Genomic DNA, 25,475 nt, shown 5'->3' with positions numbered 1-25,475 from the left:
CGGAGCTCCTCGATGGTGCGGTGATACTGATTGAGCGAACGGTCAGGGACCGGTGACGGTCTTGCGGCGTAAGGACCGCGCGACCTTGTCGATGAAGCGACGGCTCTCCTCGGCGTCCAGCGCCGCGGCCGACAACCGTGCCCACACCGTCTCGCGGGCGGCGATGGCGTCCCGGTCGTCGAAATAGCGGATATCGCCCTGACTTTCGACGATGGCGACGTCGAGGTCCCCGGCGACGCCGGGCGAGGGCACCCGCACGAGCGTGAACCGGTCCTCCATGCCCGCCCCGGCGATCACCGTGGTGAAGGGCAGCACCTGGATGAGCACATGCGATCGCAGGGACAACTTCTGGAGATATTCGAGCTGCTCGATCATGGTGGTGCGGCCGCCGTGCGAGCGGCGCAGGCACGATTCGGACAGGATGGCGTGCAGCCGAGGCGGATTCGCGGCGTCGAGGATCTCCTGGCGGGCCAGCCGGGCCCGCACCGAATCCTCCACCGCCGACCGGGCCGGCGCGGAGATCTCGCCGTCGACCGGTTCGTGCAGGGCCCGGACGTAGGACTCGCACTGCAACAGACCGGGCACGATCTCGGCCTCGGTCACCCGCACCAGCGCGGCGTGCGCCTCCAGATCGACCAGCAGCCGCAGGTCCTCGGCATAGGCGCGGCGGTGACCGCTGGTCCAGTAGCCGCGCTTGTGCCCGTCGCGGCGCAACTCGCGCAGGACCTCGAGGTAGTCGGGGTCGGTGACGCCGAGCGCGGCCGCGAGCCGTTCCAGATCGCCCACGGTGATGATCCCGGAACCATTGAGCAACATGGCGATTCGGCTCTGGCTGGTCTTCAGGATCGCGGCCACGTCGCTCTGGCTCACGCCGGCCGTCGCCATCATGTGCTCGATCTCGCGACCCAGCAACAGCTTTCGCGCGGTGCGAAGTCGCGTGCCCATACCGCAGAGCGTATCCGCAGAACGGGCGCGCGGGCGGATCGAAGGGCCGCCATGGCGCATTTCCGCCCGGGCAGCCCCTATCGGTTGTGGCGTGTCACCGTCCGCGCTGCCAGGTTCGGATCTGCGCGGCGGCGATCCGTAGCAGCCGATCGTAGCCGTAGTTGATGTCGAGCAGATGCGATTCGAACAGCGGGAGTTCGTTGATCGCCGCTCCCGCGGGCGGATCGATCTTGTAGAAGCGGTACCCGAGATCGGATTCGTGACAGCGGCCGGCGGTGCGCGCGGCGGTGGACATCCAGGACGAGGCGGGCACGGTCGCGGGCGGGGTCATGGTGTAGTCGTTGAGGATCGCGATCGTGCCGGGGGCGAACGGCCGCGTCGGCACGGTGACCGGCTGCGGCGAGTAGTCGCCACTGAGCATGCCCGGGTCGGTGCAGGCGACCTCGTATCCGGGTCCGGTGGGCAGGCCCCACAGGTTCGACAGCTGGCCCGGCCGCGCCTGCGCGCTGCCGAACAGCGACAGCAGCGGATCGCTCTGCGACAGGGAGTACGCGACGACGCATCCGGCCTCGCCGGGATCGGTGCACAGCGGGATCGAGGCGAAGTCGCCGCCGGTGGCGCCGCCGCGCGCGGTGGTGACATTGCCGCCCATGAGGAACGCGCCCACCAGCCGTTCGCGCAGCGCGGAGTCGGGATCGATGTGTTCGCGAATCAGCTTGCGCGCGACCAGCGTTCCCTGCGAATGGCTGACGATGATCACTCCGCGCCCGTGGTTGTCGTGCGCCAGATAGTCCGCCCACGCCGCCTCGACGTCGCGGTAGCCGACGCTCAGCGCGTCGACCCCGGCCATGGCCGCCTGCAGCCCGACCAGGGTGGCCTGCCGGTACACCGGGGCGAACACCCGGCACAGACCCGAGAACCGCGCCGCCTGGTACTCGGCGATCGAGGCGACCTCGGGCAGCACGACCCGATCCTGCGTGAGCGCGAGCTGTCCGGCGACGGTCGGATAGATGTAGAAGCAGTCCACCGGCTTGTCGTCCTCGGCCACCGGCGCGGGGGCGCTCACTTGGCCGGTGCCGAGATCGGTGGTGTCGCCGGGCAGATCGCAGGGGTCGGTCAGATCGGGACGGCACAGCCACACCGTCGCGTCCGGGTCCGCGTGCGCGGGGGCCGCGACCGGTCCGGCTCCCGCCCAGACCAGTGCGGCCAGGATCAGCAGCGCGGCCCGGCGGCCAGGTAGACGTCGAATCAGATTGGTGGACAGTCGCATCGCGGGCTCCTCCGATGAGCGTGTGACTGCCGTCACCATAGATTACAAATTCAAGATTTGTAACTTATTCGGGAAATCGCTCAGTCGGCGGGTGCGAGCAGCACCTCGAGCAGGGGACGCAGCCGATCGATGTCGGCGCGCACCCCCACGGCGGCGTCGTTGTAGAGGAAGCCCTCGACCAGCCGGACGACGGCGAAGGCCAGGGTGGCCGAATCGCTCACGGGCCGAAGGCGTTCCGCCTCGACCTCCCGATCGATGAAGCGGGTCAGCAACGCCACCGCGCGCGGCTGCACGTGCCCCGCGCTCGAGGTGAGCACCCGCAGCGCGACCAACCCCTCCTGCTCGAGGAACCGACGCAGCGGCCGGGCCGCCGCCAAAGCATGCACAAGCCGCATCACCGCGTCGGACGGCGTCGTGCCCTCGCCGGTCACGGTCCGCGCGAGTTCGCTCAACTCGTCCGCGACGACCTCCCCCACGAGCCCCTCCCGCGACCCGAACCACCGATAGATGCTGGGCCTGCTGACCCCGAGCCGCGCCGACAGCGCCGACAGTTCGATCCGCTCCCCGCCCCGATACATCGCCCGCGCCGCACCGAGCACCTCCGCCCGACTGGCCCCACCCGGCCTCCCCCTCCCCCGCTGCTCCGCACCGACCCGCACGGCCCAACTGTAGGCCGTGGGGCCGGAGGAGCCGGAGCCCTCGGTGCCACGGGGGAGGCAGACGGCGGAAAATGTGCTCTACTGGCGCGGTGATCGAATCCGGGGAGCCGACCGCGACGGTCGACGCGGTGACCGAACAGTCGTTGCTCGGCGGGCCGCGCCGCTACACCCGCGACCAGGTCGCCGAGTTGTCGGGCGTTCCCGTCGAGCGGGCCCGGAAGCTTTGGGTGGCAATGGGTTTCGCGGCGGCGGCGAGCGACGACGAGCCGGCCTTCACCGATGCCGACGTCGCGGCCGTGCGCGCGTTCGCCGCGATGGACCCGATCGCGGGGGCGAGCGAACGCAGCCAGATCGCCGCCGCGCGCACCCTCGGCCAGGCGATGGCGCGGCTGGCGGAATGGCAGGCGGATATGATCACCCGCGAACTGCGCGACGCCGATCCGGCCGCCACCACCCGTACCGTCGCCGTCCTCACCGAACTCCAGAACTACGCCTGGCGCCGCCATCTCGCCGCCGCCCTCGCCCGCGCCTCCGACACCAACGGCGCCACGCGGTCCCTGCTCGTCGGCTTCGCCGATATGGTCGGCTACACCCGCCTGTCCCGCCACCTCGACCCCGACGAATTGGCCGAGCTGCTGGAGGCGTTCGAATCCGCCACCACCGAGGCGATCACCGCCCACGGCGGCTGGGTCATCAAGAACGTCGGCGACGAGGTCATGTTCGCCGCCGAGACCCCCGCCCAGGGCGCCCGCATCGCCTTGGCCCTGCACACCGCGACAGCCGAAGCCGCCCAACGCATTCCGGAAATGCCCCAGCTCCGCGTCGGCCTCGCCTACGGTCCCGTCCTCACCCGCTTCGGCGACCTCTACGGCACGGTCGTCAATGTGGCCGCGCGCCTCACCGGCGTGGCCCGCCCCGGCACCGTTCTGCTCGACGACGGCGCGGCGGCGGCCCTGACCGACGACGAGCACTTCGCCCTGCGTCATCTGCGCGGGGTGCGGGTGAAGGGCTTCTCCCGCTTGCGGTCCCACGTGTTGCGGGAACGCAAGCGGAGGTAGCCCGGCCCGCCGCGCTCAGTTCGTCGGCATCGATCCCAGCGGATGTGAGATCTGCGGCGCGGGGGTGATCACCGGGCCGAGGGGCGCGCTCGGCCCGGCCTCGCGCAGGATCACGAAACATCCGGCGGTCACGACAGCGAGGGCGGCCACCAGGAGCAGGATGCGCAGGACGGCGCCGCCGGGGCCCGCGCCCCCGGCGCGAGCGCCCGATTCCGTTGTGGGCCAGGAGCGCTCGGTCATCGGATGGATCTCCCTCGGTCGGGTAGCGGGCACGGTGCCCGGCGCGAGAATATGGCGGTCCGGCGCGAAACGCGCTACGGCGCAAGGGGTTTTGTTCCCGCTCATGGTCGCGGGCCGGGTTCGCGATGACGAGGCACAGTCGCGCCCGTCGGCTCAGATGTTGAGAATGTAATTCTCCATTTCTGCGATTACACTTACCGGATGCGCTACGCGTTGACCTACCCGATCGTCAGTCACCCGTGCGATCCGGAGCTGGCCTCCGGCACGGGTGTCGCCGCGGTGGCCGCCGCGACCGAGGCCGCGGGCTTCCACGCCCTCGGTTTCACCGACCACCCCGCGCCCTCCCAGCGCTGGCTCGACGCGGGCGGCCACGACGCGCTCGACCCCTTCGTGGCCATGGGTTTCGCCGCGGCGCACACGACCGCGCTGCGCCTGATCCCGAATATCGTGGTGCTGCCCTACCGCAACCCCTTCCTCGTCGCCAAGGCGGGCGCGACGCTGGACCGGCTCTCCGGCGGGCGGTTCACTCTCGCGGTCGGCACCGGGTATCTCAAACGCGAATTCGCCGCGCTCGGTGTCGATTTCGCCGAGCGCAAGGAACTGGTGGACGAGGCCCTGGCGGTCATCCGCGCGATCTGGACCGGCGACGACGTCTCCTTCGCGGGCAGGCACTTCGACGCCCGCGGCATCACCGCCCACCCCCGCCCGGTGAGCGACCCTCACCCGCCGATCTGGATCGGCGGCAACACCGCCTCGGCGCGCAGCCGGGTCGTGACCCACGGCGACGGCTGGTGCCCCTTCGCCGCGCCGACCGTCCTCGCCCGCACCGCGGGCACCACCACACTCGACTCGGAAGACGCTCTGGCCCAGGGTATTTCGGATCTGCGACGCCGCTGCGACGCCGCCGGGCGGGACTGGTCGACCCTGGACATCAGCTTCACCAACGTCGCGGGCGGTAGTCCCGGCCGGCCCGATTTCCAGCCCGACGCCTACCTCGAGGGCCTGGATCGGCTGGCGAAACTCGGCGTCACCTGGGTCCAGGTCCCGCTGCCCGGGGCCGGTGTCGAACCGCTGCGCGAGGAGCTGGAACGCTTCCGCGCCACGATCATCGACGTCTACTGGTAGGAGGTCGGCAATGGTGTTGTCGCGGAACGCGGTCTCGCTGGCCGGACACACGGCGGTGGTCACCGGCGCGGGCGCGGGCATCGGCCGCGCGGTCGCGCACGCGTTCGCCGAATACGGTGCGCGCGTGGCAATCTGGGAGCGCGACGCGGACACCGCGCGGGCGACGGCCGCGCTCGTCGACGGCATCGCCTGCGTCTGCGACGTCCGCGACGAGGCCCGGGTCGACGCCGCCCTGACCGAGACCGTCGAAAAGCTCGGCACCCCAACGCTTCTGGTGAACAACGCGGGCGGCGTCTTCCGCTCCCCCCTGCTGGAGACGAGCGCCAAGGGCTGGGACACCCTGATCCGCGCCAACCTCACCCACGTCCTGCTGTGCACCCAGCGCGTCGCCCGCGCCATGGTCGACGCGGGGGTCGGCGGCAGCATCGTGAACATCAGCACGATCGAGGCCGTGCGCGCGGCCCCCGGCTACGCCGCCTACGCCGCGGCCAAGGCGGGCGTGGTCAACTTCACCCGGACCGCCGCCCTCGAACTGGCCCCGCACGGCATCCGCGTCAACGGCATCGCCCCCGACATCACCGCCACCGAGGGCATCCTCGCCCTGGCCCCCGCCGGCTTCGACCGCCACACCGCCCTGACCGTCCCGTTGGGCCGCATCGGCCATGTCGACGAGATCGCGGGCGCCGCAATATTTCTCGCCTCGTCGCTGAGCTCCTACGTCACCGGCCAGACCCTGCACGTCGACGGCGGCACCGCCGCGGCGGGCGGCTGGTACCACCATCCCGACGGCGGCGGTTACGTTATGGGGGTGACCGAGAACGTTCCGCCGCCCGCGGCCGCACCGGCCTCGGCTACGAGGGCTGGGCCAGGGCGTTGAACTTGTTGGTGTAGAACTTGCCCGGCTCGAGCGTGTCGTGGATGGCGCCGGTGTCGCGGAGCCAGCCCTCCCAGCGGGTGAAGTCCTGATCGGAGATGACGCCGTACTTGGCGGGCACGCCGACCGACTGCCAGTACTTCAGGGTGGCGGTGCTCTCGCCGGAGCGATGGCGGCCCTCGATGATCTCGCTCATCTTGGCCACCACCTGATCGCGCGGGGTGTCGCGCTCCCACTCGATCGCGCGGGCGACGCCGGTGGTGAAGGTGCGCACCGCGTCGGAGTTCTTGGCGATGACGTCGTTGCGGAACACGTACGGGCCGCCGTTGATCGGGCCGCCGTACTCGCTGAGTTCGGTGAAGACCGGGCGCAGGCCGCCGATCGCGAGGGCGCGCTGTTGGAACTGCCCGCTCAGCGCCGCCGCGTCCACCTGCCCCTTGCGCACCGCGTCCTCGATATTGGGCGGGGGCAGCGGAACCAGCTGCACCGATTTGATCTGGTCCTGGCTCAGGCCCGCGCGCACGAGCGCGTCGTGGATGTCGGCCTCGTTCTGGCCGCCCAGCGTGTTCACGCCGACCTTCTTGCCGACCAGATCGGCGACCGTGTGGATCGGGCTGGCCTCGGGCACGTAGTAGCCCTGGAACGACTTCTCGTCCGAGCCGTAGTAGTTGACCACGGCCGTGATCGGCGCGCCCGCGGCCGCCAGCTTCGCCACCGCGCCCGCGAACGCGCCGCCGTAATCGACCTGACCGGTGGCGGCGGCCTGGATCTCCTGCGGGCCGCTGGTGGTGTTGCCGACCCAGTTCAATTTCACCTTGCCGTCGAAGAAGCCGAGGCTCTCGGCCAGTTCGGGCAACGTCACCTGATCGGTCCAGCCCAGGTAGCGCAGGGTGGTGACGCCGTTCTCCGCCCGCACCGAATCGCCCTTCCCGCACGCGGTCAGCGGCAGCCCCAGGGCCGCCACCGCGGTCAAGGCGGCGATGCTCCGCAGGCGGAGAACACGAAAACGCTTCGGGTGCACGACAAGTCCTCTCGATATCCGGAGGCTCATGCTAGGGCGCGGGAAATCCGAAACCCGCCCTTGCGCTCAGCGTGAACGAAACCGCGCACACGTCACGTCGGCGAAAGGCCCGTGAAGGTCGCGGACAACGCGGTGAGCCGCTCGGTCAGCACCCGCGGATCCGGTTCGCCGTCGGCGGCCAGCAGCCAATCGTCGATCACCGCCATCGTGCCGCCGACGACGAAGGTGGCGGCCGCGGCCCGCGTGGCCGGCGACAACGCCTCCAGCACCGGCAGGCTCGCCCGCCGGTGCAGCGCCGCGAAGGAGCGACTCGCGGCGATCCGCAGGGCGAACGCGCCCGAACCGGTCACCAGCGGCCGGTAGAAGCGGTGATGATGCGCCAGAAACGTTGCGGCGGAGAGGATTCGGCTGCGCAGCGTCGCCTCGGACAGATCCGAGAACAGCGGGTACAGCTCCCGCTCGGTCAGATCCATGGCCGCCGCCGCGAGCAGCGCGTCCCGGTCGCCGAACTGGAGATACACCACCTGACGGCTGACACCGGCCGCGTCGGCCAGATCGGTCACCGCGATCGAGGTCGTGCCGCGTTCGGACACCAGCCGCACGACGGCCTCGAACAGCGCGGTCCGGGTGCGCTGGACCCGGCGATCGCCGCTCGTGACGGCCTGAGAAGAGGTTAGCGGCATGTTCTCACCGTAGACAGGTGTAAGAAAATTGACAAGTGTAAAAACGAGTATTAGATTCTCGCCCAAACCGAACGGAGTTCACATGCCCGACTTCGTAAGGCGCGATCCGGGGAGAACCGATCTGCGCTGTCTCACCGATGAGCGGTCCCAGCCGGTGCGGTACCGGCTCGATGTGGTCGCCGCGACCGTGGCCGACGCGGTCGAACACGCCGGGGGCTGGCTGTTCGATCGGGTCATGAGCGGCTGGGAGGTCACCGTCCTGGTCGTGGAACCCGGCGACGTCCGGCCGCTGGAGATCCTCGGCGTGCGGATGCTGGCCCTCGAACCCGTGCTCGCCGCGGCCGGGGACGGGCGCGCCCCGCAGGCCGTCGCGGTCGCCGGTGAGGTGTGCGAACGCGATCCGCGGGCCCGCCGCGGACTGGTCAGCGCCCTGTCGCATCCGGCCACCGAGGTGGTGATGTGGGGCGCCGGTGCCCCGGCGGGTCTGAACGTGGTGCGGCACAAGCTGAGTGTGGCGGCGCGGGCGTTCAAGGGTTGCGCCCTGGCCGCGGCGTCGAAATCGTTGTCCGCCAACGATATCGGCGCCACGGAGACGTTCGTGCGCTCCCCCGGGCCGTGTCGGGATCTCACCCCGAGGTGAGCGGTGGCCGACCCCGTGCTGCGTGCCTGCCGCGATCTCGCCGACGCGATCCTGGGCGGTTGTCCGCTGCGCGAGATGTCGCGCTACGTCGAGGCGATCGCGACCGGATGGGCGCGGGCGGGCATTCCGCTGGAGTGGATCCACCGGCAACTGTGGGAGAGCGTGAAACACGCCGCGCGCGGCCGCGACGACCTCGCGACGCTCATGGATACGGTCACCACCGTGCTCGCCGCGGTGTCGACGACCTATCTGGGTGAGCTGCGCGGCCGTCATCGCGCGCGGGAACGCCTGATGTCGGCGCTGCTCACCGGCGCGGACACCACGGTGCTGGCCCGGGAATGCGGGCTGACGGTCGCCGAGACGTATTCCGTTCTGGCCGTGGCCTTTCCCGTACTCGACCCGCACACCGATCCGGCGAACGCGGTCGCCCGCCTCGGCGCGGAACTGGCCCACCGGTTCGAGTCCACCGCCCTGGCCCGGCTGTCCGGTGAGGGCGGCACCATTCTGGTTCCGGCGCCCCGCGAGGACGCCGCGCTGGATCAGCTCGTCGGCCAGCTGGCCGACACCGCGGGGTTCCCGCTGACCGCCGCGACCACGACCGCCCCGCCCGCCGAACTCCCCGAGGCCGCGGGCCGCGCGCACGAATTACTGGACGTGGCGGTGCTTTTCGGCCGCGAGGGCGCGCTGCACCGGCTCGGCGATCTAGCCGCGGAATACCAGCTGACCCGACCCGGCCCGGCCCGCGACCAATTGGCCGCCGTCCTCGATCCGCTCGACCGGTCCCCGCACCTGATCACCACCCTGCGCCTGCATCTGCGCGGCACCCTCGGCCGCCGCGCCATCGCCCGTCACCTCAACGTGCACGCGAACACGGTCGAGTACCGCCTGAAGCGGATCGCCGTGCTCACCGGCCTGGACCCGCTCAGCCCGGCCGGGCAGTGGCGGCTGCGCTGCGCGCTCGTCGCCCGCCGCTGCTCCCCCGCCGACTCGCCGGAGCCGGCCCTGCCCTGACGCGTCGTCCGGGGAGAACGGCCGCCGTACCGGTGACCGATGACCCTTCCGGCCCGGTCGCGGGCGTCCTACCGTTTTCCCATGCACCCCGCGAACAGCGACCTCACGGTCCCCACCGACGCCCTGCCGTTCGCGGAACTCGGCGACCGACTGGCCCGCCATCTCTTCGACGCCGGGCTGCGCCTGGATTCGCTGCACACGGTGTTCGACCGGGAGACCGCGAGCGCGGCGGAACTACGTCACGCCAGCGCCGCGGTCGGCGAGGTTCTCGACCGGCTGGACGCCATCCTGCGCGAAACCGCCCTCACCGTCCTGGCTTTCGCCGCCGCCGGCCTCGCCCACGATCGCGAGCCGACGCATTGATCGGGGCCGGGTCAGGGCAGGCCCGGCCACAGGCTCGCACAGGGCAGTGGCGGAAGGTCGGGATGGAGGTCGTGGTCGATGATGACGGCGGCGTCGGGGTGGGCCTTCATCCGGCGGGCGAATTCCTCGGCGGTAGCGAGCGGACATTGATAATCGAGCCGAATTCCGACCGAGGTGAAGAGAATTCGGACATGTCGTTGGGAGGTGTTGAGAACGTAGCGGCCCGTTTCGACCAGCAGTTCGAGGGCGGCCTCGCGCTGGCGGCATTCCGATCCGGCACAGGCCAGGTGACGTTGCATGACGTGATGGGCGAGGTCGACCGTCAACGGTCCGGGGTGGATGTCGCAGTCGCCCACGCGAACAGACGACAACTGCGTCGTTTGCCGGAGAATCTGCTCGACCATGACTTCCTCGGGGCCGACGAATCGGCCGTTTCGCATTCCATCCGCCCGGTGTGCCAGGCGAGATTACGCGAAAGGCTACGCCCCGGCGAATTGTCCGTCCAGACAGGGGTCCATCCCGGCCGCACAGTCTGTGAGAATTCACATGCGCGACCGGGTTCGGTCACCGAACGGGTCCAGTCGAATTCGTTCACTGCCGCATTTTGTGACTCATTTCACTTTCCGCCACGAGTCGGTCGCTTCCCGAATTCCACAGTCGCAGCTTCTCCGGATTCCGCATCGCCCAGATTCGGGTGATGCGTCCGTCGGCGATGTCGAAGGCGTAGACCGAGACGATGTCCGCGCCGAGGTGCGCGACCAGCCCGGGTTGTCCGTTGACCGTCCGCTCGAGCAACGTGACCGCGGGTGGCGATCTCGATCCGGTGCCGCGCGATCTCCGCGCCCCCGCTGATCGGGCGCGGGAAGGCCGGGGACAGGCCACCGCCGTCCGCCGTCGCGGTCGCGCGCGGGTCGAGCAGGCCGATCAGCGCCTCGATGTCCTGTGTCTCCCACGCCTTCTTGAAGTCGCGAACCACGTCCGCGCGCGGGGTCCCAGGTGGCGAAGTGGGTGCTGGACACCGCGATCGGGCGCGGCGACGCCGATACGACCCTCGCCCCGCTACGCGCGACCGACCCGGAAGGAGCCGAGCGTGAACGACTTTCGATCGCTCGCTGATCGCGTCGAGATCGACGCCCTGCGCGCCGCGTTTCCCGATGCGGTCATGATGCGCGATTTCGCCCGGCTGGCAACGCTTTTCACCGATGACGGGGTGCTGTGCATTCCGGACGCGATATCGAACGGGCGCTTGCCATCTCAACTACGCGATCTACCACGACCGCTACCGTCGCACGACGGCGGGTTGGAGGTTCAGCGAGCGCAGGTATGAGATTCGCTATCTGGACAATTCTCCGCTATCGGGTGGCCCGCTCGGGGAGGTCGGGTTCGACGCACGCTAGCCCACCAGGCCCAGCGGGACGATTACGGCCATGCTCAGGCCGAGTACGGCGATCACGGCGGGGCCGACCCATTCGACCAGCCCGGCTACCAGGCCGACGAGGTTCGAATCCGGCGCGCAGGCTGTGCCGGTTGTGCGCGCCGGGGTGGCGTGGTGCTTCCCTTTCACAGTCATAGCCCTGGCACTACCCACCCGCTCCCCGGTCATGCGGCGAGCGGGTGGCAAACCTTGGCCGAACTCAGCGGCGGTGCAGCGCCAGTACGGGAATGGTGCGGATGCCTGCGGTCTTCTGCTCGTACTCCGCGAAGTTGGGGTAGCGCCGGGCCTGCTCGGCGTAGACGGCGTCGCGCCGCTCGCCGGTGATCTCCTCGACGGTCACCGCGAACTTCTCGGTGCCCACCTCGGCCTCGGCGGTTCCCGCCGCCGTCAGGTTGTGGTACCAGGCCGGATCCTTCGGCGCGCCGGCCGCGGAGGCGAAGATGTAGAAAGTGTTCGGATCGCCCTCGGCGGGCTGATACATCAAGGGCGTCACCAACTCTCGCCCGCTCTTGCGGCCGCGGTGATGGACGAGGACCATCGGCGCGCCCTCGAACGGGCCGCCGACCTTCCCGCCGTTCGCCCGGAACTCGGCGATGATCTTGCTGTTCCAATCCTCGGATGTGCTCATGGCTGAATTCTGTCAGCCCCGGTGATCTTCACCCGGAACCGAATCGCGCCGAATCCGCTCGCCGGGCCGCGGTCTCCGCCGCCGCCCAGGCGTCGACCATCCGCCCGGTCATGGCGATGGCCTCCTCACGTTCGCGTTCGCCGACCTCGAGGGCGGCGGCGCGCAGGGCGGCGGCGAAGCCGGTGTTGATCAGCACGGTGGTCATCACGTCGTATTCGTGATCGTCGCCGGGACCGAGGATCTGGATGACCAGCAGTTTGGTCAGCAGGCGGACGCGGCGTTCGAGTTCGGGAATGCCGCTGCTGTAGAACGGGATTCCCGCGGCGAAGGCGCGCACGAGCCGCGCGTTGGCGACCAGTTCGTCGCTGGCGGCGCGCAGCATGTTCGTCATCACCTCCGCCACGGGCCTGCTGGACATGCCGAAGACCTGTTGGGTGACGCGTTCCTCGATGCTCGCGGTGAGGCGGTCGAGAACCTCGTCGGCGATGACCGAGCGGTCCGGGAAGTACCGGTAGACAGTGCCGACGCTGACCTCGGCCGCCGCGGCGATCCGGTTCATCGAGGTGTCGGCGAGGCCGCGCTCGCCGAACAGTTCCGCGGCGACGTCGAGGATGCGCTCGCGCGTCGCCCTGGCCCGCAGCTGGCTCGGCTGCCGACGCTCGCTCATACCCTTCGCGGCCATCGTCCTCCTGCCCGCGCTCGTTCCCGGCCATACCGACGACACCCCTCGGCTCTCACGGTATCGGGCCGCGGCGCGAACGACCCGCGATAGCGCGAACCGTGTGCCGGACGACAACCCGCGGCGCACCTGCCTGTGGCGGCTCACGACGGAAACGCCTGTGCCGCACCGCCTCCCGCCGTTCTCAGGCCGTACCGTAGCGGGCGGTGTCGGCGAGCACCGTCTCGAAGGGGGTCGGGGTCAGCCCGAACGTCCGTCGCGTCAGGGCCGAGTCGAGGATGTCGGGATGGTCGAGGGAGTAGAGCATCTCGATCAGCTCGGCGGTCACCGGATCGCTCGCGCCCGCCCAGGCCAGTTCCGTCCGGGTCATCGGAATCACCTGCGGCTGCGCCACATCCACGGCCTTCGCCAGCCCGGCCACGACCTCGCGCAGCGACAGGATCGCCGAGGGCACGTGCCAGGCCCGGCCCCAGGACCGATCGTCCCGGGCGACGGTCGCCAGCGTCCGCGCGACATCGTCGACGTACGACCAGCTCTTGGGCACGTCCGGATCGCCCGGGAAGGTGACGTCCTCGCCCGCGCGCACCCTCGGGGTGACCAGGAAGTTGAACACCGACCCGGCGTCGCGGCCCAGGAACGCCGCCGCCCGCACCTCGGTCACCCGGACCCGCCCGGCCTCGTGCGCGGCCAGCGCGTCGAGCCAGATGCGCGCTCGCACAGCGCCTTTCACCGCGATCGGCCGCATGGGCAGATCCTCGGTCATCGGACCGTCGACCAGGCCGTACCCGTAGGTGTTGCCGAGCGAGACGTAGTTCGCGCCGGTGCGCTCGGCGGCGTCCAGCACGCTCGCGGCGAGCGGCGGGAATTCGGCGGGCCACCGGTCGTACGGGGGCCAGGTGGTGTTGATCAGGGTGGCGGCGCCCTCGGTCAGCTCGGTGAGCCGATCCGCGTCGGTGGTGTCGCCGACGACCCGTTCGATCGCGGGATGGTCGGGTCCCAGCCCGCGCCGACTCACCAGCCGGACCCGCTCCCCGGACTCGGCCAGTAGCAGGGCCGTACGGCTACCCGTGCTCCCGGCACCGGCGACGACGTGCAAAGACATCTCGTTCCTCCTCGGCTCGGACCGCCCGCGCGGCGGCCCGGATCCCACTGTGCCGGGGGCCGGCGGGCTAGAGTAGTGGCCGGAATGCCAGATGTCCCAAGGATCGAGCCATGCATCGGATCGCTGTTCTCGCCATGCCGCCGGTGACCCCCTTCGACCTGTCGATACCCGAGACGGTCTTTCCCGCGGTACTGATCGACGGGGAGCCGGTGTACGAGGTGACGGTCTGCACCGCCGATCCCGGTCTCGTACCCGGGTTTTCGGGCCGCCCGGTCTTCGTCGAGGAGGGGTTGGACCGGGTCGCGACGGCCGACACCGTCATCGTCACCGGGACCGGCGCGCGGGTGGCGGGCGACGCGCGGGTCCTCGACGCGCTGCGCGCGGCGGCCGCCGCGGGCAAGCGCATCGCCTCGATCTGCACGGGCGCGTTCGTGCTCGCCCAGGCGGGGCTGCTCGACGGCCGTCCGGCCACCACCTATTGGCTGTATTCGGCGGAGTTGCAGAGGCGTTTCCCCGCAGTGGAGCTGCGACCGGACGTGCTGTTCGTCGACGACGGCGATCGGCTCACCTCGGCCGGGCTGGCCGCGGGCCTGGATCTGTGCGTGCACATCGTGCGCCGCGATCACGGCGCGGCGGCCGCCAATGCCGTGGCCCGGCTCGCGGTGGTCGCGCCGATTCGGCCCGGCGGCCAGGCGCAGTTCATCGAGACCCCGGTCCCGCCGGAGACCGGGACGTCGTTGGCCGAGACCCGGGCGTGGGCGCTGGCGCGGCTCGACGAACCGCTCACGCTGCGCGAGTTGGCGGCGCACGCGCACGTCAGCACGCGCACCCTCACCCGCCGTTTCCGTACCGAAACCGGATCCAGCCCGTTGCAGTGGCTGCTCCAGCAGCGGATCGATCGCGCGCGAGAACTGTTGGAGGTCACCGGACTTCCGGTTCCCGAGGTGGCCCGGCGGTCGGGGCTGGGCACCGCCGAATCGCTGCGCCAGCACCTGGTCCGCCGCCACGGCCTGACCCCCAGCGCCTACCGCACCGCCTTCAGCCGCCGCTGATCGAAAGCCTCAGTGCCGCTTCCCGTCCTCGGCCACGACGAACAACAGCCCGCCCAGCATGGCCAGATTCTTGTGGAACTGCACCCGCTGGTTCTTCCGCGCCCCCGGCTCGTCGACGTTCCAGAAGTCGTGTCCCGCAACGGTTGTCGGAATCAGCGACAGCGCCAGCACCGCCGCCGCGGGCCGCGTCAGCACCCCCGCCGCCAGCATCGCCCCGCCCACGGCCTGCGCCACCCCGTTGCCCCGCACGATCACCTCGTCGTCCCGCGGCAACGGCACCACCCCCCGCAACGCCGCCAACGTCCCCGCCGCCACCTCCACCCGTCCGCCCGGCTCCCGAGCGGCATCCCACCCGAGCACCGCGAACGTGGAACCGATCAGTAGCCGTGCCAGCGGCCGCAATGGATTGACGCTCACGAATCCTCCTTCGACACCGGTTGATTGGTAGCGACCCTAGTCCGATCGCACCCCCGGTCGTGGGACCGCGGGCCGAGCGTCCGCGATTCGAGTACTCGCCTACGCACGACCCCGTTTCGCGCCAACACCTTTGGCGCCCCTCGAAACCGGGCGGCCCTCGCTCACCCGGACGACTTCTCCGACCCGGATCGGCGCCGGGACACCCAGCCCGTGTTCTCCTCCGCCGTGATCGCCTCGACTCGTTCGGCGAGCACCTTGTGCCGGTCCGCGGCGCCGTACGCACCGGCCTCGGCCAGATACAGAAATCCCTCGCGCCGTAGGCTTTCCGCCACGGCCCGGTACGACAGCCACGTCGCCTGCCACTGGAACAACTGCTGCATCCCCTCCGCCACCACGACCACCGCCGCCACCGACGCGGTCAGCCACCCCGCCGCCCCGACCCCCGCGAGCACCGGCACGATCGCGCCCACCACGATCTGCGCGACCTTCACCTGCTTGTACGTCCGCTGCGCCACCCGGCTCCGCGCGCTGTACCAGCGCCGCTGCTCCTCCAGCCGCCGCCACACGATCGCGGCCGGATCCTCGCCCCGCCCAACGTCTTCCACCCGCCACTCATAGCACGAAACGGCGCGGCGCGACGGTCTTCCGGTCGAGCGGAGATCGGCGAACTCACGCCTGCGCACCGACATCCGGCCGGAAGTCTCCCCGATTGCGCGCGATCAGCGTGCCGAGCAGGCGGGTTCTCGTCTCCCCCGCGGCGATGGCGGACCCGCCGTCGCGCACCCGGGCCTCCAGCCTGCGTTGCGCGGCGGCCGCGCGGTCGTCCAGATCGGCGGGCGTCTCGCCGGGCCGGGGGACGACCAGCAGGGACAGTTCGACCAGATCGAGATCGGCGACGCTCCACCGTTCGGCCTCCACCTCCTGATCGCCCAGTCGCACCCGCTTCCACTTCGTCCACCCGATGGGCCCCAGCGCCACCAGGTGTTCGACCGCCACCCCGTGAACCGTGCAGCTGATCAGGAACTGCCGTTGCACCGAATCCAGGACCGTGGCGATATCGCCGTCCGGTCCCGCCGCGGCGCGCAGCGAACCGGACGGGCGGCGGCTGGTCAGGCAGGCCGACCAGGCGCGCGTCTCGCCGTGCCAGCGACGGCTCACCCGGTAGCGGACGTCACCCTCGGTGAACGACGCCGCCCAGCGGCCCGACAGCTGATCCGGATGACACGGCCGCAGCTCGACGCTCACATCGTCGTAGTGCTCGCCGGTGCGCATCCGGATGACGATCCCGCTCGACATCAACGTCGGCGAACCACCGGTCGGTCGGGGACGAGCCTCGGCGAACCACACATCCCGGCGCTTCACCCGCCGATCAGCGGTCGAACGGTCGATCGCGTCGGCGATTCCGCCCTCGAGGTCGACCCTGATTTCGATCGGCGTGATCACACGCGTATTCCTTTCCCCCGACCATGCCATGGACCCTCCTGTCGTCACGCGGTCCGCCGAAAGCGTGGACCGAGGACCCTTCCCCCGGCACGGGTAGTCCGCTACTCGAAACCGCCGACCGGCGATCGGGAGTCGCCACAGGCTTGCCGAGCCGATTCGCGTAGAGCGCTACTCGTGCCCGCGACCACGCCCGCGCCCGAGACTGGGAGCCCAGTCGAAGGGAGGTTCTCGAATGCTCGGGACAGAACCGACAGCACTACTGACCCGCCTGCTCAGCCGGGCCGCCGAGGCGGTCGACCATCGGGTGGGCTGGTCCGGCCTGCCCATGCCGCTGGGCCTGGCCGTACTCGTCGGGCTGCGCAGCCGGATGCGCCGCCACAACCTGTTCGACACCGGCACCGGCAAATCCGATCCCCTACCGGTCGATCCGGAGACCGCCGAGGTGCGTCGGGGCGCGCGCACCCTCGACGGCACCTACAACGATCTGCACTCGCCCCGCACGGGTTCGCTCGGCTGCCGCTTCGGCCGCAACTTCCCCCCGGAGTACACCTACCCGGAGGAGGACGAGCGCCTGTGGACGCCCAATCCGCGGGAGATCAGCCGAAAGTTGCTCGGCCGCACCGAGTTCCAGCCCGCCACCACGCTGAACCTGTTGGCGGCGGCCTGGATCCAGTTCGAGGTGCACGACTGGGTCAGCCACACCGACTCCGACGCGCCCCCGTGGCGGGTGCCGCTGCCCGACGGCGATCCGTGGCCGGACCCGGACATGACGATCGCCCGCACCGCCTCCGACCCCGACACCGAACTCGGCGCGCCGCCCGCCTACCGGACCGGCGACACCCATTGGTGGGACGCCTCCCAGATCTACGGCAACACACCGGAATTCGCGGCGGCCATCCGCTCCTTCGAGGGCGGCAGGCTCGCCCTCGACGACCAGGGCCTGCCGCCCGCGAAGGCCGAGCAGCTGGTGGATCTCACCGGCCCCGCGGGCAATTTCTGGGTCGGGCTGGCGCTGCTGCACTCGCTGTTCATGCGCGAACACAACGCGATCTGCGACCGGCTGGCGCGGCGCTATCCGGACATGACCGATCAGCAACTCTACGACACCGCGCGACTGGTCAACGCGGCGCTGATCGCCAAGATCCACACCATCGACTGGACCCCGGCGATCATCGCCCACCCGACCACCGTCGCGGCCATGCGCGGCAACTGGTTCGGCGTCCTGGGCGAGGGGTTCCAGCGCCGGTTCGGCCGCGTGAGCGGCAGCGAAATCCTCAGCGGCATACCGGGTTCGGCGACCGACGACTCCGGCGTCCCGTATTCGCTGACCGAGGAGTTCGTCGCCGTCTACCGCATGCATCCGCTGATCCCCGACGAGTTCACCGTCCGCGCCCTCGCCGACGACGCGGTCCGCGCCGAACACGAATTCCCGGATCTCATGGTCGCCCATGTGCGCGAGCGCCTGGCCGAGACCCCGATGGCTGACCTGTTCTACTCCTTCGGCCGCGCACATCCCGGCGCGCTGACCCTGCACAACTATCCGCGGCACCTGCAAGAGCTCACCCGCCCCGGACATCCGCTCACCGATCTGGCGACCCTCGAGATCCTGCGCGTGCGGGAACGAGGGGTGCCGCGCTACAACGAGTTCCGGCGGCAGCTGCGCCTCGCCCCGGCCGCCTCCTTCGCCGACCTGACCGACAACCCCGACTGGGCCCGCGAGCTGGAACGGATGTACGGCGACGTCGAGGACGTCGACCTGATGGTCGGGCTGTACGCCGAACCCAAACCCGCGGGATTCGGCTTCAGCGACACCGCCTTTCGCGTCTTCGTGCTGATGGCATCCCGGCGGCTCAACGCGGATCGCTTCTTCACCAGCGACTTCCGCCCCGAGATCTACACCGAGGCCGGACTGGCCTGGGTGCGCGACAACACCATGCGCAGCGTGCTGCTGCGCCACTTCCCCACGCTGGCGCCCGCGCTCCACGGCGTCGCCAACCCGTTCGCGCCGTGGCGGAGCACCGCCCGGAAAGGAACCCCCGGCCATGACTGACCTGGCAGCACCGCGCACCACCTACCTCCGCTACCGCGAGGACCTCGAACGGCCCCGGCCCGACGAGGAGGAGATCATCGACAAGATCATCGAGGTGTTGCGGCACAACAACGAACGCGCCTACCACACCCACAAGCACGGCCTGCGCGACGCGCACGCCAAGAGCCACGGCATCCTGCGCGGCGAACTCGTCGTCCACGCCGATCTGGCGCCGGAACTCGCGCAGGGGCTGTTCGCCCGGCCCGCGACCTATCCGGTGATGGCCCGGCTGTCGAGCACCTCCGGCGTCATCCGCAGCGACCAGTTGCGCGGCGTGCGCGGGCTCGGCATCAAGGTGCTCGGCGTGTCCGGGCCGCGGGCGCTGCCCGACGACCACGCCACCACGCAGGACTTCGTCATGGTCACCCATCGCGAATTCCTGTTCGCCGACGCGCACGCCTACCTCACCCGCGGGATGCCGACCGCCTGGCTGCTCGCCCGGCTGCCCGATCCGGTGTTGCAGACCGGCGCGACCGTGCTGTCCGCGCTCGATGACCGCGTCCTGCGGCGCATCGGGCGGCCGCTGCCGCCGACGCTGAACGTGTTCGTGCGGCCCAACACCCACATCCTCGGCGACACCTTCCACACCTCGGCGCCGCTGCGCTACGGCGATCACGTCGCCAAGATCCTCTACGCGCCCTCGTCGCCGGAAGTCGTTGCGCTGCAAGGCGAACCGCTGCCCGAGACGGGGATCAACGCGCTCCAGGACATCGTGGTGGACTTCTTCGCCGCGCACGGCGCGGAATACGAACTGCGCGTGCAGCTCTGCACCGACGAGCGGCGCATGCCCATCGAGGACGCCACCGTGGAATGGCCCGCGTCCGAGTCGCCCTACCGCACCGTCGCCACCGTCCGGTTCCCGCCCCAGGATCCCTACAGCCCGCAGCGCCGCGCCTACGGCGACGACGTGCTGTCGTTCAATTCCTGGCGCGGCCTGGCCGCCCACCGGCCGCTGGGATCGATCAATCGCCTCAAGAAGCGCGTGTACGAGGCGTCCAGCAACTACCGCCATCACGTCAACAACGCACCGCGCGTCGAACCCACGGATATCGACCAACTGCCGAACTGAAACGCCGTCATGACAAATCACCACATTTTCCCGAATTGAACGCGTCGCGGTGAATTCCGAACGCTCGACAGCGCGACAACGTCGCGTGAGTGCCCGGCAGGATCTACACTTTCTGCCCATGGGCGACTGGCAGCTGCTCGATCGTCCCACCGAATTCGAGATGGTTCGACACGCATTGACGAGCGGCGCCACCGGTGGCGTCGTTCTCGTCGGCGCCGCCGGTGTGGGGAAGACGACGCTTGCCCGCCTGGTGACCTCGAAACTGACCGTGCCGGTTCGGTGGGCGGCGTGCACACAATCCTCGCAGGCCATTCCACTGGGCGTTTTCGCGCCCTGGATCGCGGTGACGGCGTCGCGCGACCCGATCGCCCTGCTGAGTTCGGCCCGGGAAAACCTGGTGGCCCAGCCGGATACGGTGATCGGCGTCGACGACGCCCATCTGCTCGACGAGCTGTCCGCAACGCTTCTGCATCAAATCGCGGTGGACGGGTCGGCGCGGATTGTGGCCACGGTCCGTTCCGGCGAACCGGTTCCCGATGCCGTCACATCCTTGTGGAAGGACGGCTACCTGCAACGCGTCGAATTGACGGCATTCTCGAAACAGCAATGCGTCCGGCTCGTGGAAACGGTTCTCGGCGGCGCGTTGGAGGGCCTGAGCGCGGACGTGATGTGGGATTCCTCCGGCGGCAATCCCCTGTTTCTGCGCAACATGGTCGAGGGCGCGCGGGAGGCGGGCACCCTCACCGAGGTCAGCGGGGTCTGGCAATTGCGCGGCCCGACCGCGGTGCCGTCCGGCTTGGCCGCCCTGCTGGAGGAGCGGCTGGTGCGCGCGGACGAACCCGTGCGCGAGGCGCTGAAAATGCTCGCGCTCAACGAACCGCTCGATATCGATGTGCTCGTGGAACTGGTCGGGGAAAAAGCGGTCGACGCCGCTGAGATCGCCGATCTGATCCGGGTGAGCGACGACGGGCGCGGGCACATCAGCGCGCGCTTCAGCCATCCCCTGCTCGGCGATGTGCTGCGCCGCCGCATCGGTACCGCCTCGGCCCGCCGCGGGCGCGGCCGCATCGTCGAGGCCCTGCGGGACCGTCCGCTCACCACCGCGGGCGACCGCATCCAGTTCGCGCAGCTGTATCTCGACAGCGACCAACCCGTCGACGTAGAGCTGTTGGTCACCGCGGCCAAGGACGCGATCTTCCTGTCGAATCTGGCGCTGGGCGAACGGTTCGCGCGCGCGGCGTTCGAACGCGGCGGCGGCCTGCGCGCCGCGGAACTGCTGGCCCGCGCCCTGCTGTGGCAGGGTCGCCCGCTCGAGGCCGACGCCATCCTGGCCGCCTTCGATCCGGACGACCTCGATCAACTCGAACTCGTGCAGTGGGGCCTGCCGCGGGCGAGCCTGCTGTTCTGGTCGCTCGGCGACATCGAGCACAGCCGCGAACTCATGGATCTGATGACCGCCCGCGTCGAGCACCACATGCTGCTGCTGGTGGTCGAGGCCGCCGCGGCCGCGATGACCGTGCATCTCAACCGCATCGAGGAGGGCATCGCCGCCGCCGAACGCGTGCTCGCCGACCGCGAATCACCCAAGCAGGCCATCGATTTCGCGGCATTCGCCGCCGGGCTGGCCATGCCGGTCGCCGGGCGCGGCGCGGACTTCGAACCCATCGCCGCGCGCAGCCGCGCCGAGAAGAAGCCGACCGACGGCATGATCCGGGTCATGGTGCGCTACAGCGACATTCTGGCGCTCACCATGATCGGCGAACTCGATCTGGCCGAGCAGCGCGCGGTCGAGTACAGCCGATTCTCCTCGGCCGCACAGTTTCTCGGCTGGGCGATCGCCAAGATCGGCGCGGGCGTGGTCGCCACCTATCGCGGCCGGTTCCGCGAGGCCATCACCTCCTTCGAACAGGCCCTCGCCGCCATGCACGCGGAGAAGTCGCTGCCCTGGCAGCTGCCCGCCCGGTTGCTGCTCGTGCGCGCCTACGCCGCGCTCGGCGACGTGCCGCAGGCCGAACGCGTGCTCGCCGAGGCGAATCAGCACAGCGGCCCGCATCTGGCCCTGCACGAACCGCAGCGGCTGCTCGCGCAGGCGTGGTTGGCCGCGGCGTCCGCCGGGCGGCACTCGGCGGTCGAACTCGCGCGCAAGGCCGCCACGACCGCCCGCAGCGCGGGACAGTACGCGCTCGAGGCCGAGGCCCTGCACCACGCGACCCGATTCGGCGACCGCACCGACGCCGCCCGCCTCGCCGCCCTCGCCAACCGCGTACAGGGCCCGATCGCGGGCATCTACGCCCGGCACGCCGCCGCGGTCGGCAATACCGATCCGGGCGCGCTGGCCGCGGTCAGCGCCGAATTCGAGGGCGCGGGCCTGCTGCTGTCGGCGGCCGACGCCGCCGCGCAGGCCGTGCCGATCCACGACCGCGCCGGACGCCGCCGCCTCAGCGCCGAGGCCGCCGCCCGCGCCCTGCAACTGGCGGCCCGCTGCGACGGCGCCGCGACCCCCGCCATCACCGCGGCCGCGCAGCCGCTGCCCATCACCGCCCGCGAACGCGAGATCACCGCGCACGTCGCCCGCGGGCTGTCCAACCGCGAAATCGCCGAGCGCCTGGGCGTTTCCGTGCGCACCGTCGAGGGCCATATCTACCGCGCGTGCACCAAACTCGACGCCGAGGACCGCGACCAGCTGGCGAAGATCGTCTGGCGCGAGCTCAGCTCGTAGTCCGGGACGCCGGGACCGATTCGGCGCCGTGGGCGAAGCCCGCGGTCTCGGGTCCGTGCTGCGGCCGATCCTGGCCCCGCAGGCGGGGCAGGACCCGCTCGAGCGCCTCGATCAGCAGATCGGCCAGATCGTGGCTGAAGCCGTTGCGGACGACGACGCGCAGCACCGCGAGATCCTCGCGATCGGCGGGGAAGGTGTAGGCGGGCACCAGCCAGCCCTGTTCGCGCAGGGCCGCCGACACGTCGAACACCGAGTACCCGCGCTCGCCGTCGGCGAGGGTGAAGGCGAACACCGGTAACTCGCTGCCGTCGGTGAGCAGCCGGAACGCGCCGAGCCCCGCGATCCGGGCGGCGAGCGAGGTCGCGACGTCGCGGCAATACCGTTGCACGCGTTCGTATCCCGTGCGCCCGAGCCGCAGGAAGGTGTAGTACTGCGCGACCACCTGCGCGCCGGGCCGGGAGAAGTTCAGCGCGAAGGTCGGCATCCGCCCGCCGAGGTAGTTCACGTGGAAGATCAGATCCTCCGGCAGCGCCGCCGCGTCCCGCCACACCACCCAGCCCACACCCGGATAGACCAGGCCGTACTTGTGGCCGGAGGTGTTGATGGAGGCCACCCGCGGCAGCCGGAAGTCCCACACCAGCTCGGGGTCGCAGAACGGCGCGATCATCGCCCCCGACGCGCCGTCCACGTGCACCGGGATATCCCAATCGTGTTGGCGCGCAAGCTCGTCCAGCGCCGCGCAGATCTCGGCCACCGGTTCGTAGCTGCCGTCGAAGGTGGAGCCGAGGACCGCGACCACACCGATGGTGTTCTCGTCGCAGTGCCGGGCCGCCTCCTCGGCGGTGAGGTGGAATCGGTTGCCGGACATGGGAACCAGGCGCGGTTCCACGTCCCAGTAGTTCGCGAACTTCTCCCAGCAGACCTGAACGTTCACGCCCATCACCAGATTCGGCCGCTCGGTGGACAATCCGGCCGCGCGACGGCGCTGCTGCCAACGGCGTTTCAGCGCCAGCCCCGCCAGCATGCACGCCTCGCTGGAGCCGGTGGTGGAGCAGCCGGTCACAGCCCGCACGTTCGCGGCGTGCCACAGGTCGGCGAGGATCCGCACGCAGCGCTGCTCGAGGGCGGCGGTGCGCGGGTACTCGTCCTTGTCGATCATGTTCTTGTCGAAGCACTCGCTCATCAGGGCACGGGCCGTCGGCTCCATCCACGTCGTCACGAACGTGGCCAGATTGAGCCGGGCGTTGCCGTCGAGCATCAGTTCGTCGTGCACGACCTGGTAGGCCGTATCGCTGTCGAGTTCGTCCGCGGGCAGCCGGTCCCGCGGCACGCTGATCGGTTCGCGGGTGAACACCGGGTTCACCGCCACATCACCGGAGTCGAGATCCGACGAGTGGGAAGGATGGATCAGGGGCATACGAGCCTCCCTCGCGCGTGGGTGGTTGTCGCGACGCGTGCCCGAGCGTAGCCGCTCGCCGTCCGGACGGGTGGAACCGCGCGCGGAGCGGCGGCGGCGACCCGAATCGTGCGGTGGCCCAGGGCGATTCGGGGCGGGCAGACACGAAACAGGCCGACCAGTCTTTCTGCGCGGAACGGTCCCCTCGGGGTTACAGTGGGTGCGGCGGCCGGGGTCGGGTCGGCCGCCCTCGGTCGAAAGGACGGACGGCATGCAGAGTCGGGACCGCACCCGGAGCGTCGGGCCGGACGGCCTGCTCACCGCCACCGTCGGCCGCCTCGCGGACGCGGTGGTCGTCACCGCCGCGGGGGAGATCGATCTCGCCACGGTCGCGCATCTGCGGGCCGCGCTCGATCAGGCCGTCGCCGCCCCGGAGCCGGTGCTGATCGTCGATCTCACCGAGGTCGAGTTCATCGGTTCGATCGGGTTGGCCGCGCTGCTGGCCGCCGCCGAGGCCGCCGCGCCCCGGCCGCTGCGGCTGCTCGCCTCGCCGCGGGTCCGGCGCCCGCTCGCGGTCACCGGATTGGATCGGATCCTGTCGGTCTACTCCGACCTCGTCGCCGCGCGCACCGCTCTATAGTCTCGATCCGTGACAGAGCGGGAACAGTCCTCGGCGACACCGGAATTGCGGGTCGAACACGGGATGATCGGCGAGGTGGCGGTGGTGACGCTGTACGGGGAGATCGACGGCGACACCGCCCCGCGGCTGGCGCAAGCGGTCCGGGAGGGCATCGCCCGCACGCGCGCGGACTTCTGCGTGATCGATCTGACCGATGTGGACTTCCTGGGCGGCGCGGGCCTGAAGACCTTGGCCGCCACGGCCGAGGCCGCCGACCGCCGGAGTCAACCCCTGCGCATCGTGGTGGACGAGAACCGGCCGGTCATCCGCCCGCTCGAGATCACGGGACTGGAGAAGTTCCTGGCCCTCTACCACACCGTCGACGAGGCCCTGCGCGCCTGACTCACGAATCGGCCACGCACGCGGGCGGATAGCGCGGCCGATCCAGCGACACCTCGGCCCACACCGTCTTGAACCCGTCGCGCCGCGCGACCCCCCACGCCCGAGCCAGCTGATCGACCAGAATCATCCCCCGTCCCCCACTCGAATCCGGCGTCCGGATTCGCGGCTCCCCCGCCCCGCTGTCGTCCACCTCGACCCGCAACCGCGGCGGCCCCGTGGGCATCGACAATCGGCATCGCCGCGGCGGCCGCCCGTGCTCCCACGCATTGCTCACCAATTCGTCCACGACCTGCACCGCGTCCTCGACGATCACCCCCGTCCGCGGTGCCAGCATCCCTCGCACGATCTCCCGAATCCGCCACTCCGCCACCGCGTCCAGATCGAACTCGACCCCCGGCTCCCCGTCCCCCGGCCCGAGCCGCAACGGTGTCATCACCCAGCCACCTCCCGACTCCCGGCAAACCCACGACACCGCCCGTTTACCCACCCGCGTCCGAAAGAAAACCGGTCGGTGGTCCGGGCACCCGCCCGGCGGG

At 70.5% G+C, this 25,475-nt stretch carries 30 protein-coding genes; 13 read left to right on the top strand and 17 right to left on the bottom strand.

Translation table 11 applies throughout. The features are described from left to right. Window positions 1–42 precede the first annotated feature (42 nt). The 3 genes from ACWDSJ_RS24540 to ACWDSJ_RS24530 form a co-directional block, all read right to left on the bottom strand. On the bottom strand, window positions 43–945 hold the full coding sequence (locus ACWDSJ_RS24540; protein ID WP_450034516.1) for a helix-turn-helix domain-containing protein: 903 nt from the start codon (window positions 943–945) through the stop codon (window positions 43–45). A gap of 94 nt (window positions 946–1,039) precedes the next feature. After that, window positions 1,040–2,215: a DUF3089 domain-containing protein gene (locus tag ACWDSJ_RS24535; RefSeq protein ID WP_450034515.1), complete on the bottom strand. Its 1,176-nt coding sequence runs from the start codon at window positions 2,213–2,215 to the stop codon at window positions 1,040–1,042. Between the two features lie 80 nt (window positions 2,216–2,295). Further along, a complete protein-coding gene (locus ACWDSJ_RS24530; RefSeq protein WP_450034514.1) occupies window positions 2,296–2,874 on the bottom strand; it encodes a QsdR family transcriptional regulator in 579 nt (192 codons plus the stop codon). 89 nt (window positions 2,875–2,963) lie between these two features. On the opposite strand from ACWDSJ_RS24530, the gene ACWDSJ_RS24525 reads away from it, so the two are divergent. Then, a complete protein-coding gene (locus tag ACWDSJ_RS24525; protein ID WP_450034513.1) occupies window positions 2,964–3,932 on the top strand; it encodes an adenylate/guanylate cyclase domain-containing protein in 969 nt (322 codons plus the stop codon). Between the two features lie 15 nt (window positions 3,933–3,947). Here the strand turns inward: ACWDSJ_RS24525 and ACWDSJ_RS24520 are convergent, their stop codons facing one another. Beyond that, window positions 3,948–4,172, bottom strand: coding sequence for a hypothetical protein (locus tag ACWDSJ_RS24520; protein ID WP_450034511.1), 225 nt, complete (start codon window positions 4,170–4,172; stop codon window positions 3,948–3,950). 201 nt (window positions 4,173–4,373) lie between these two features. Here ACWDSJ_RS24520 and ACWDSJ_RS24515 point away from each other — a divergent pair, with 201 nt between their 5' ends. Further along, a complete protein-coding gene (locus tag ACWDSJ_RS24515; RefSeq protein WP_450034510.1) occupies window positions 4,374–5,297 on the top strand; it encodes an LLM class F420-dependent oxidoreductase in 924 nt (307 codons plus the stop codon). A 10-nt stretch (window positions 5,298–5,307) separates the two neighbouring features. After that, window positions 5,308–6,174 (top strand): SDR family NAD(P)-dependent oxidoreductase, encoded by an 867-nt coding sequence (locus tag ACWDSJ_RS24510; RefSeq protein WP_450034508.1) that lies wholly within the window; start codon window positions 5,308–5,310, stop codon window positions 6,172–6,174. Here the strand turns inward: ACWDSJ_RS24510 and ACWDSJ_RS24505 are convergent. Both ACWDSJ_RS24505 and ACWDSJ_RS24500 read right to left on the bottom strand, forming a co-directional pair. Continuing rightward, complete coding sequence (locus ACWDSJ_RS24505; RefSeq protein WP_387366878.1) at window positions 6,149–7,135, bottom strand: ABC transporter substrate-binding protein; 987 nt, start codon at window positions 7,133–7,135, stop codon at window positions 6,149–6,151. The genes ACWDSJ_RS24510 and ACWDSJ_RS24505 overlap by 26 nt on opposite strands. Window positions 7,136–7,284: 149 nt before the next feature. Next, window positions 7,285–7,875: a TetR/AcrR family transcriptional regulator gene (locus ACWDSJ_RS24500; RefSeq protein WP_450034507.1), complete on the bottom strand. Its 591-nt coding sequence runs from the start codon at window positions 7,873–7,875 to the stop codon at window positions 7,285–7,287. Between the two features lie 154 nt (window positions 7,876–8,029). Between ACWDSJ_RS24500 and ACWDSJ_RS24495 the strand changes: the two genes are divergently transcribed. The 3 genes from ACWDSJ_RS24495 (at window position 8,030) to ACWDSJ_RS24485 (ending at window position 9,889) form a co-directional block, all read left to right on the top strand. Further along, a complete protein-coding gene (locus ACWDSJ_RS24495; RefSeq protein ID WP_450034640.1) occupies window positions 8,030–8,515 on the top strand; it encodes a hypothetical protein in 486 nt (161 codons plus the stop codon). 3 nt (window positions 8,516–8,518) lie between these two features. Next, window positions 8,519–9,526: a PucR family transcriptional regulator gene (locus tag ACWDSJ_RS24490; RefSeq protein ID WP_450034505.1), complete on the top strand. Its 1,008-nt coding sequence runs from the start codon at window positions 8,519–8,521 to the stop codon at window positions 9,524–9,526. An 81-nt stretch (window positions 9,527–9,607) separates the two neighbouring features. Beyond that, window positions 9,608–9,889 carry a hypothetical protein gene (locus ACWDSJ_RS24485; protein WP_450034504.1) on the top strand — a complete coding sequence of 94 codons (282 nt, stop codon included), beginning with the start codon at window positions 9,608–9,610 and terminating at the stop codon, window positions 9,887–9,889. A gap of 11 nt (window positions 9,890–9,900) precedes the next feature. Here the strand turns inward: ACWDSJ_RS24485 and ACWDSJ_RS24480 are convergent, their stop codons facing one another. Together ACWDSJ_RS24480 and ACWDSJ_RS24475 are read right to left on the bottom strand one after the other, a co-directional pair. Further along, window positions 9,901–10,293, bottom strand: coding sequence for a hypothetical protein (locus tag ACWDSJ_RS24480; protein ID WP_387366564.1), 393 nt, complete (start codon window positions 10,291–10,293; stop codon window positions 9,901–9,903). A 187-nt stretch (window positions 10,294–10,480) separates the two neighbouring features. Next, a complete protein-coding gene (locus tag ACWDSJ_RS24475) occupies window positions 10,481–10,684 on the bottom strand; it encodes a hypothetical protein (RefSeq protein ID WP_450034502.1) in 204 nt (67 codons plus the stop codon). A gap of 295 nt (window positions 10,685–10,979) precedes the next feature. On the opposite strand from ACWDSJ_RS24475, the gene ACWDSJ_RS24470 reads away from it, so the two are divergent. Beyond that, the gene (locus tag ACWDSJ_RS24470; protein ID WP_450034500.1) at window positions 10,980–11,216 is read left to right on the top strand and encodes a hypothetical protein; all 237 of its coding nucleotides are present in this window, start codon (window positions 10,980–10,982) and stop codon (window positions 11,214–11,216) included. Between the two features lie 66 nt (window positions 11,217–11,282). Here the strand turns inward: ACWDSJ_RS24470 and ACWDSJ_RS24465 are convergent, their stop codons facing one another. The 4 genes from ACWDSJ_RS24465 to ACWDSJ_RS24450 all read right to left on the bottom strand — a co-directional run bounded on the left by ACWDSJ_RS24465 (window position 11,283) and on the right by ACWDSJ_RS24450 (window position 13,733). Beyond that, entirely contained in the window at window positions 11,283–11,459 is a 177-nt protein-coding gene (locus ACWDSJ_RS24465; RefSeq protein WP_387366573.1) for a hypothetical protein, read from the bottom strand. 64 nt (window positions 11,460–11,523) lie between these two features. Next, window positions 11,524–11,952 carry a nitroreductase family deazaflavin-dependent oxidoreductase gene (locus ACWDSJ_RS24460; protein ID WP_450034498.1) on the bottom strand — a complete coding sequence of 143 codons (429 nt, stop codon included), beginning with the start codon at window positions 11,950–11,952 and terminating at the stop codon, window positions 11,524–11,526. A 28-nt stretch (window positions 11,953–11,980) separates the two neighbouring features. Then, on the bottom strand, window positions 11,981–12,634 hold the full coding sequence (locus ACWDSJ_RS24455) for a TetR/AcrR family transcriptional regulator (protein WP_387366579.1): 654 nt from the start codon (window positions 12,632–12,634) through the stop codon (window positions 11,981–11,983). A gap of 181 nt (window positions 12,635–12,815) precedes the next feature. Then, window positions 12,816–13,733, bottom strand: coding sequence for an NAD-dependent epimerase/dehydratase family protein (locus tag ACWDSJ_RS24450; RefSeq protein WP_450034497.1), 918 nt, complete (start codon window positions 13,731–13,733; stop codon window positions 12,816–12,818). Window positions 13,734–13,843: 110 nt separating this feature from the next. Here ACWDSJ_RS24450 and ACWDSJ_RS24445 point away from each other — a divergent pair, with 110 nt between their 5' ends. Beyond that, window positions 13,844–14,785: a GlxA family transcriptional regulator gene (locus ACWDSJ_RS24445; protein ID WP_450034496.1), complete on the top strand. Its 942-nt coding sequence runs from the start codon at window positions 13,844–13,846 to the stop codon at window positions 14,783–14,785. Between the two features lie 9 nt (window positions 14,786–14,794). Here ACWDSJ_RS24445 and ACWDSJ_RS24440 read toward each other — a convergent pair whose 3' ends face one another. The 3 genes from ACWDSJ_RS24440 to ACWDSJ_RS24430 form a co-directional block, all read right to left on the bottom strand. Then, on the bottom strand, window positions 14,795–15,202 hold the full coding sequence (locus ACWDSJ_RS24440) for a DoxX family protein (RefSeq protein ID WP_387366588.1): 408 nt from the start codon (window positions 15,200–15,202) through the stop codon (window positions 14,795–14,797). Window positions 15,203–15,363: 161 nt separating this feature from the next. Next, window positions 15,364–15,807 (bottom strand): DUF4231 domain-containing protein, encoded by a 444-nt coding sequence (locus tag ACWDSJ_RS24435; RefSeq protein WP_450034494.1) that lies wholly within the window; start codon window positions 15,805–15,807, stop codon window positions 15,364–15,366. Window positions 15,808–15,871: 64 nt separating this feature from the next. Further along, window positions 15,872–16,645, bottom strand: coding sequence for a hypothetical protein (locus ACWDSJ_RS24430; protein ID WP_387366594.1), 774 nt, complete (start codon window positions 16,643–16,645; stop codon window positions 15,872–15,874). 232 nt (window positions 16,646–16,877) lie between these two features. On the opposite strand from ACWDSJ_RS24430, the gene ACWDSJ_RS24425 reads away from it, so the two are divergent. The 3 genes from ACWDSJ_RS24425 to ACWDSJ_RS24415 all read left to right on the top strand — a co-directional run bounded on the left by ACWDSJ_RS24425 (window position 16,878) and on the right by ACWDSJ_RS24415 (window position 22,522). Next, window positions 16,878–18,695: a peroxidase family protein gene (locus tag ACWDSJ_RS24425; RefSeq protein WP_450034492.1), complete on the top strand. Its 1,818-nt coding sequence runs from the start codon at window positions 16,878–16,880 to the stop codon at window positions 18,693–18,695. Further along, a complete protein-coding gene (locus tag ACWDSJ_RS24420; protein WP_450034490.1) occupies window positions 18,688–19,803 on the top strand; it encodes a catalase family protein in 1,116 nt (371 codons plus the stop codon). The genes ACWDSJ_RS24425 and ACWDSJ_RS24420 overlap by 8 nt, the downstream gene beginning before the upstream one ends. 118 nt (window positions 19,804–19,921) lie before the next feature. Then, the gene (locus tag ACWDSJ_RS24415; RefSeq protein ID WP_450034489.1) at window positions 19,922–22,522 is read left to right on the top strand and encodes a LuxR C-terminal-related transcriptional regulator; all 2,601 of its coding nucleotides are present in this window, start codon (window positions 19,922–19,924) and stop codon (window positions 22,520–22,522) included. Here the strand turns inward: ACWDSJ_RS24415 and ACWDSJ_RS24410 are convergent. Then, window positions 22,512–23,939, bottom strand: coding sequence for a glutamate decarboxylase (locus ACWDSJ_RS24410; protein WP_450034488.1), 1,428 nt, complete (start codon window positions 23,937–23,939; stop codon window positions 22,512–22,514). The genes ACWDSJ_RS24415 and ACWDSJ_RS24410 overlap by 11 nt on opposite strands. 250 nt (window positions 23,940–24,189) lie before the next feature. Here ACWDSJ_RS24410 and ACWDSJ_RS24405 point away from each other — a divergent pair, with 250 nt between their 5' ends. Together ACWDSJ_RS24405 and ACWDSJ_RS24400 are read left to right on the top strand one after the other, a co-directional pair. Continuing rightward, a complete protein-coding gene (locus ACWDSJ_RS24405) occupies window positions 24,190–24,558 on the top strand; it encodes an STAS domain-containing protein (protein ID WP_450034486.1) in 369 nt (122 codons plus the stop codon). Window positions 24,559–24,567: 9 nt separating this feature from the next. Further along, the gene (locus ACWDSJ_RS24400; protein WP_450034485.1) at window positions 24,568–24,939 is read left to right on the top strand and encodes an anti-sigma factor antagonist; all 372 of its coding nucleotides are present in this window, start codon (window positions 24,568–24,570) and stop codon (window positions 24,937–24,939) included. A 1-nt stretch (window position 24,940) separates the two neighbouring features. Here ACWDSJ_RS24400 and ACWDSJ_RS24395 read toward each other — a convergent pair whose 3' ends face one another. Next, window positions 24,941–25,372, bottom strand: coding sequence for an ATP-binding protein (locus ACWDSJ_RS24395; RefSeq protein WP_450034638.1), 432 nt, complete (start codon window positions 25,370–25,372; stop codon window positions 24,941–24,943). Between the last annotated feature and the right edge of the window lie 103 nt (window positions 25,373–25,475).

This window comes from Nocardia sp. NPDC003482 (assembly GCF_053588115.1).
This window is presented reverse-complemented; position numbering and strand designations above follow the sequence as displayed.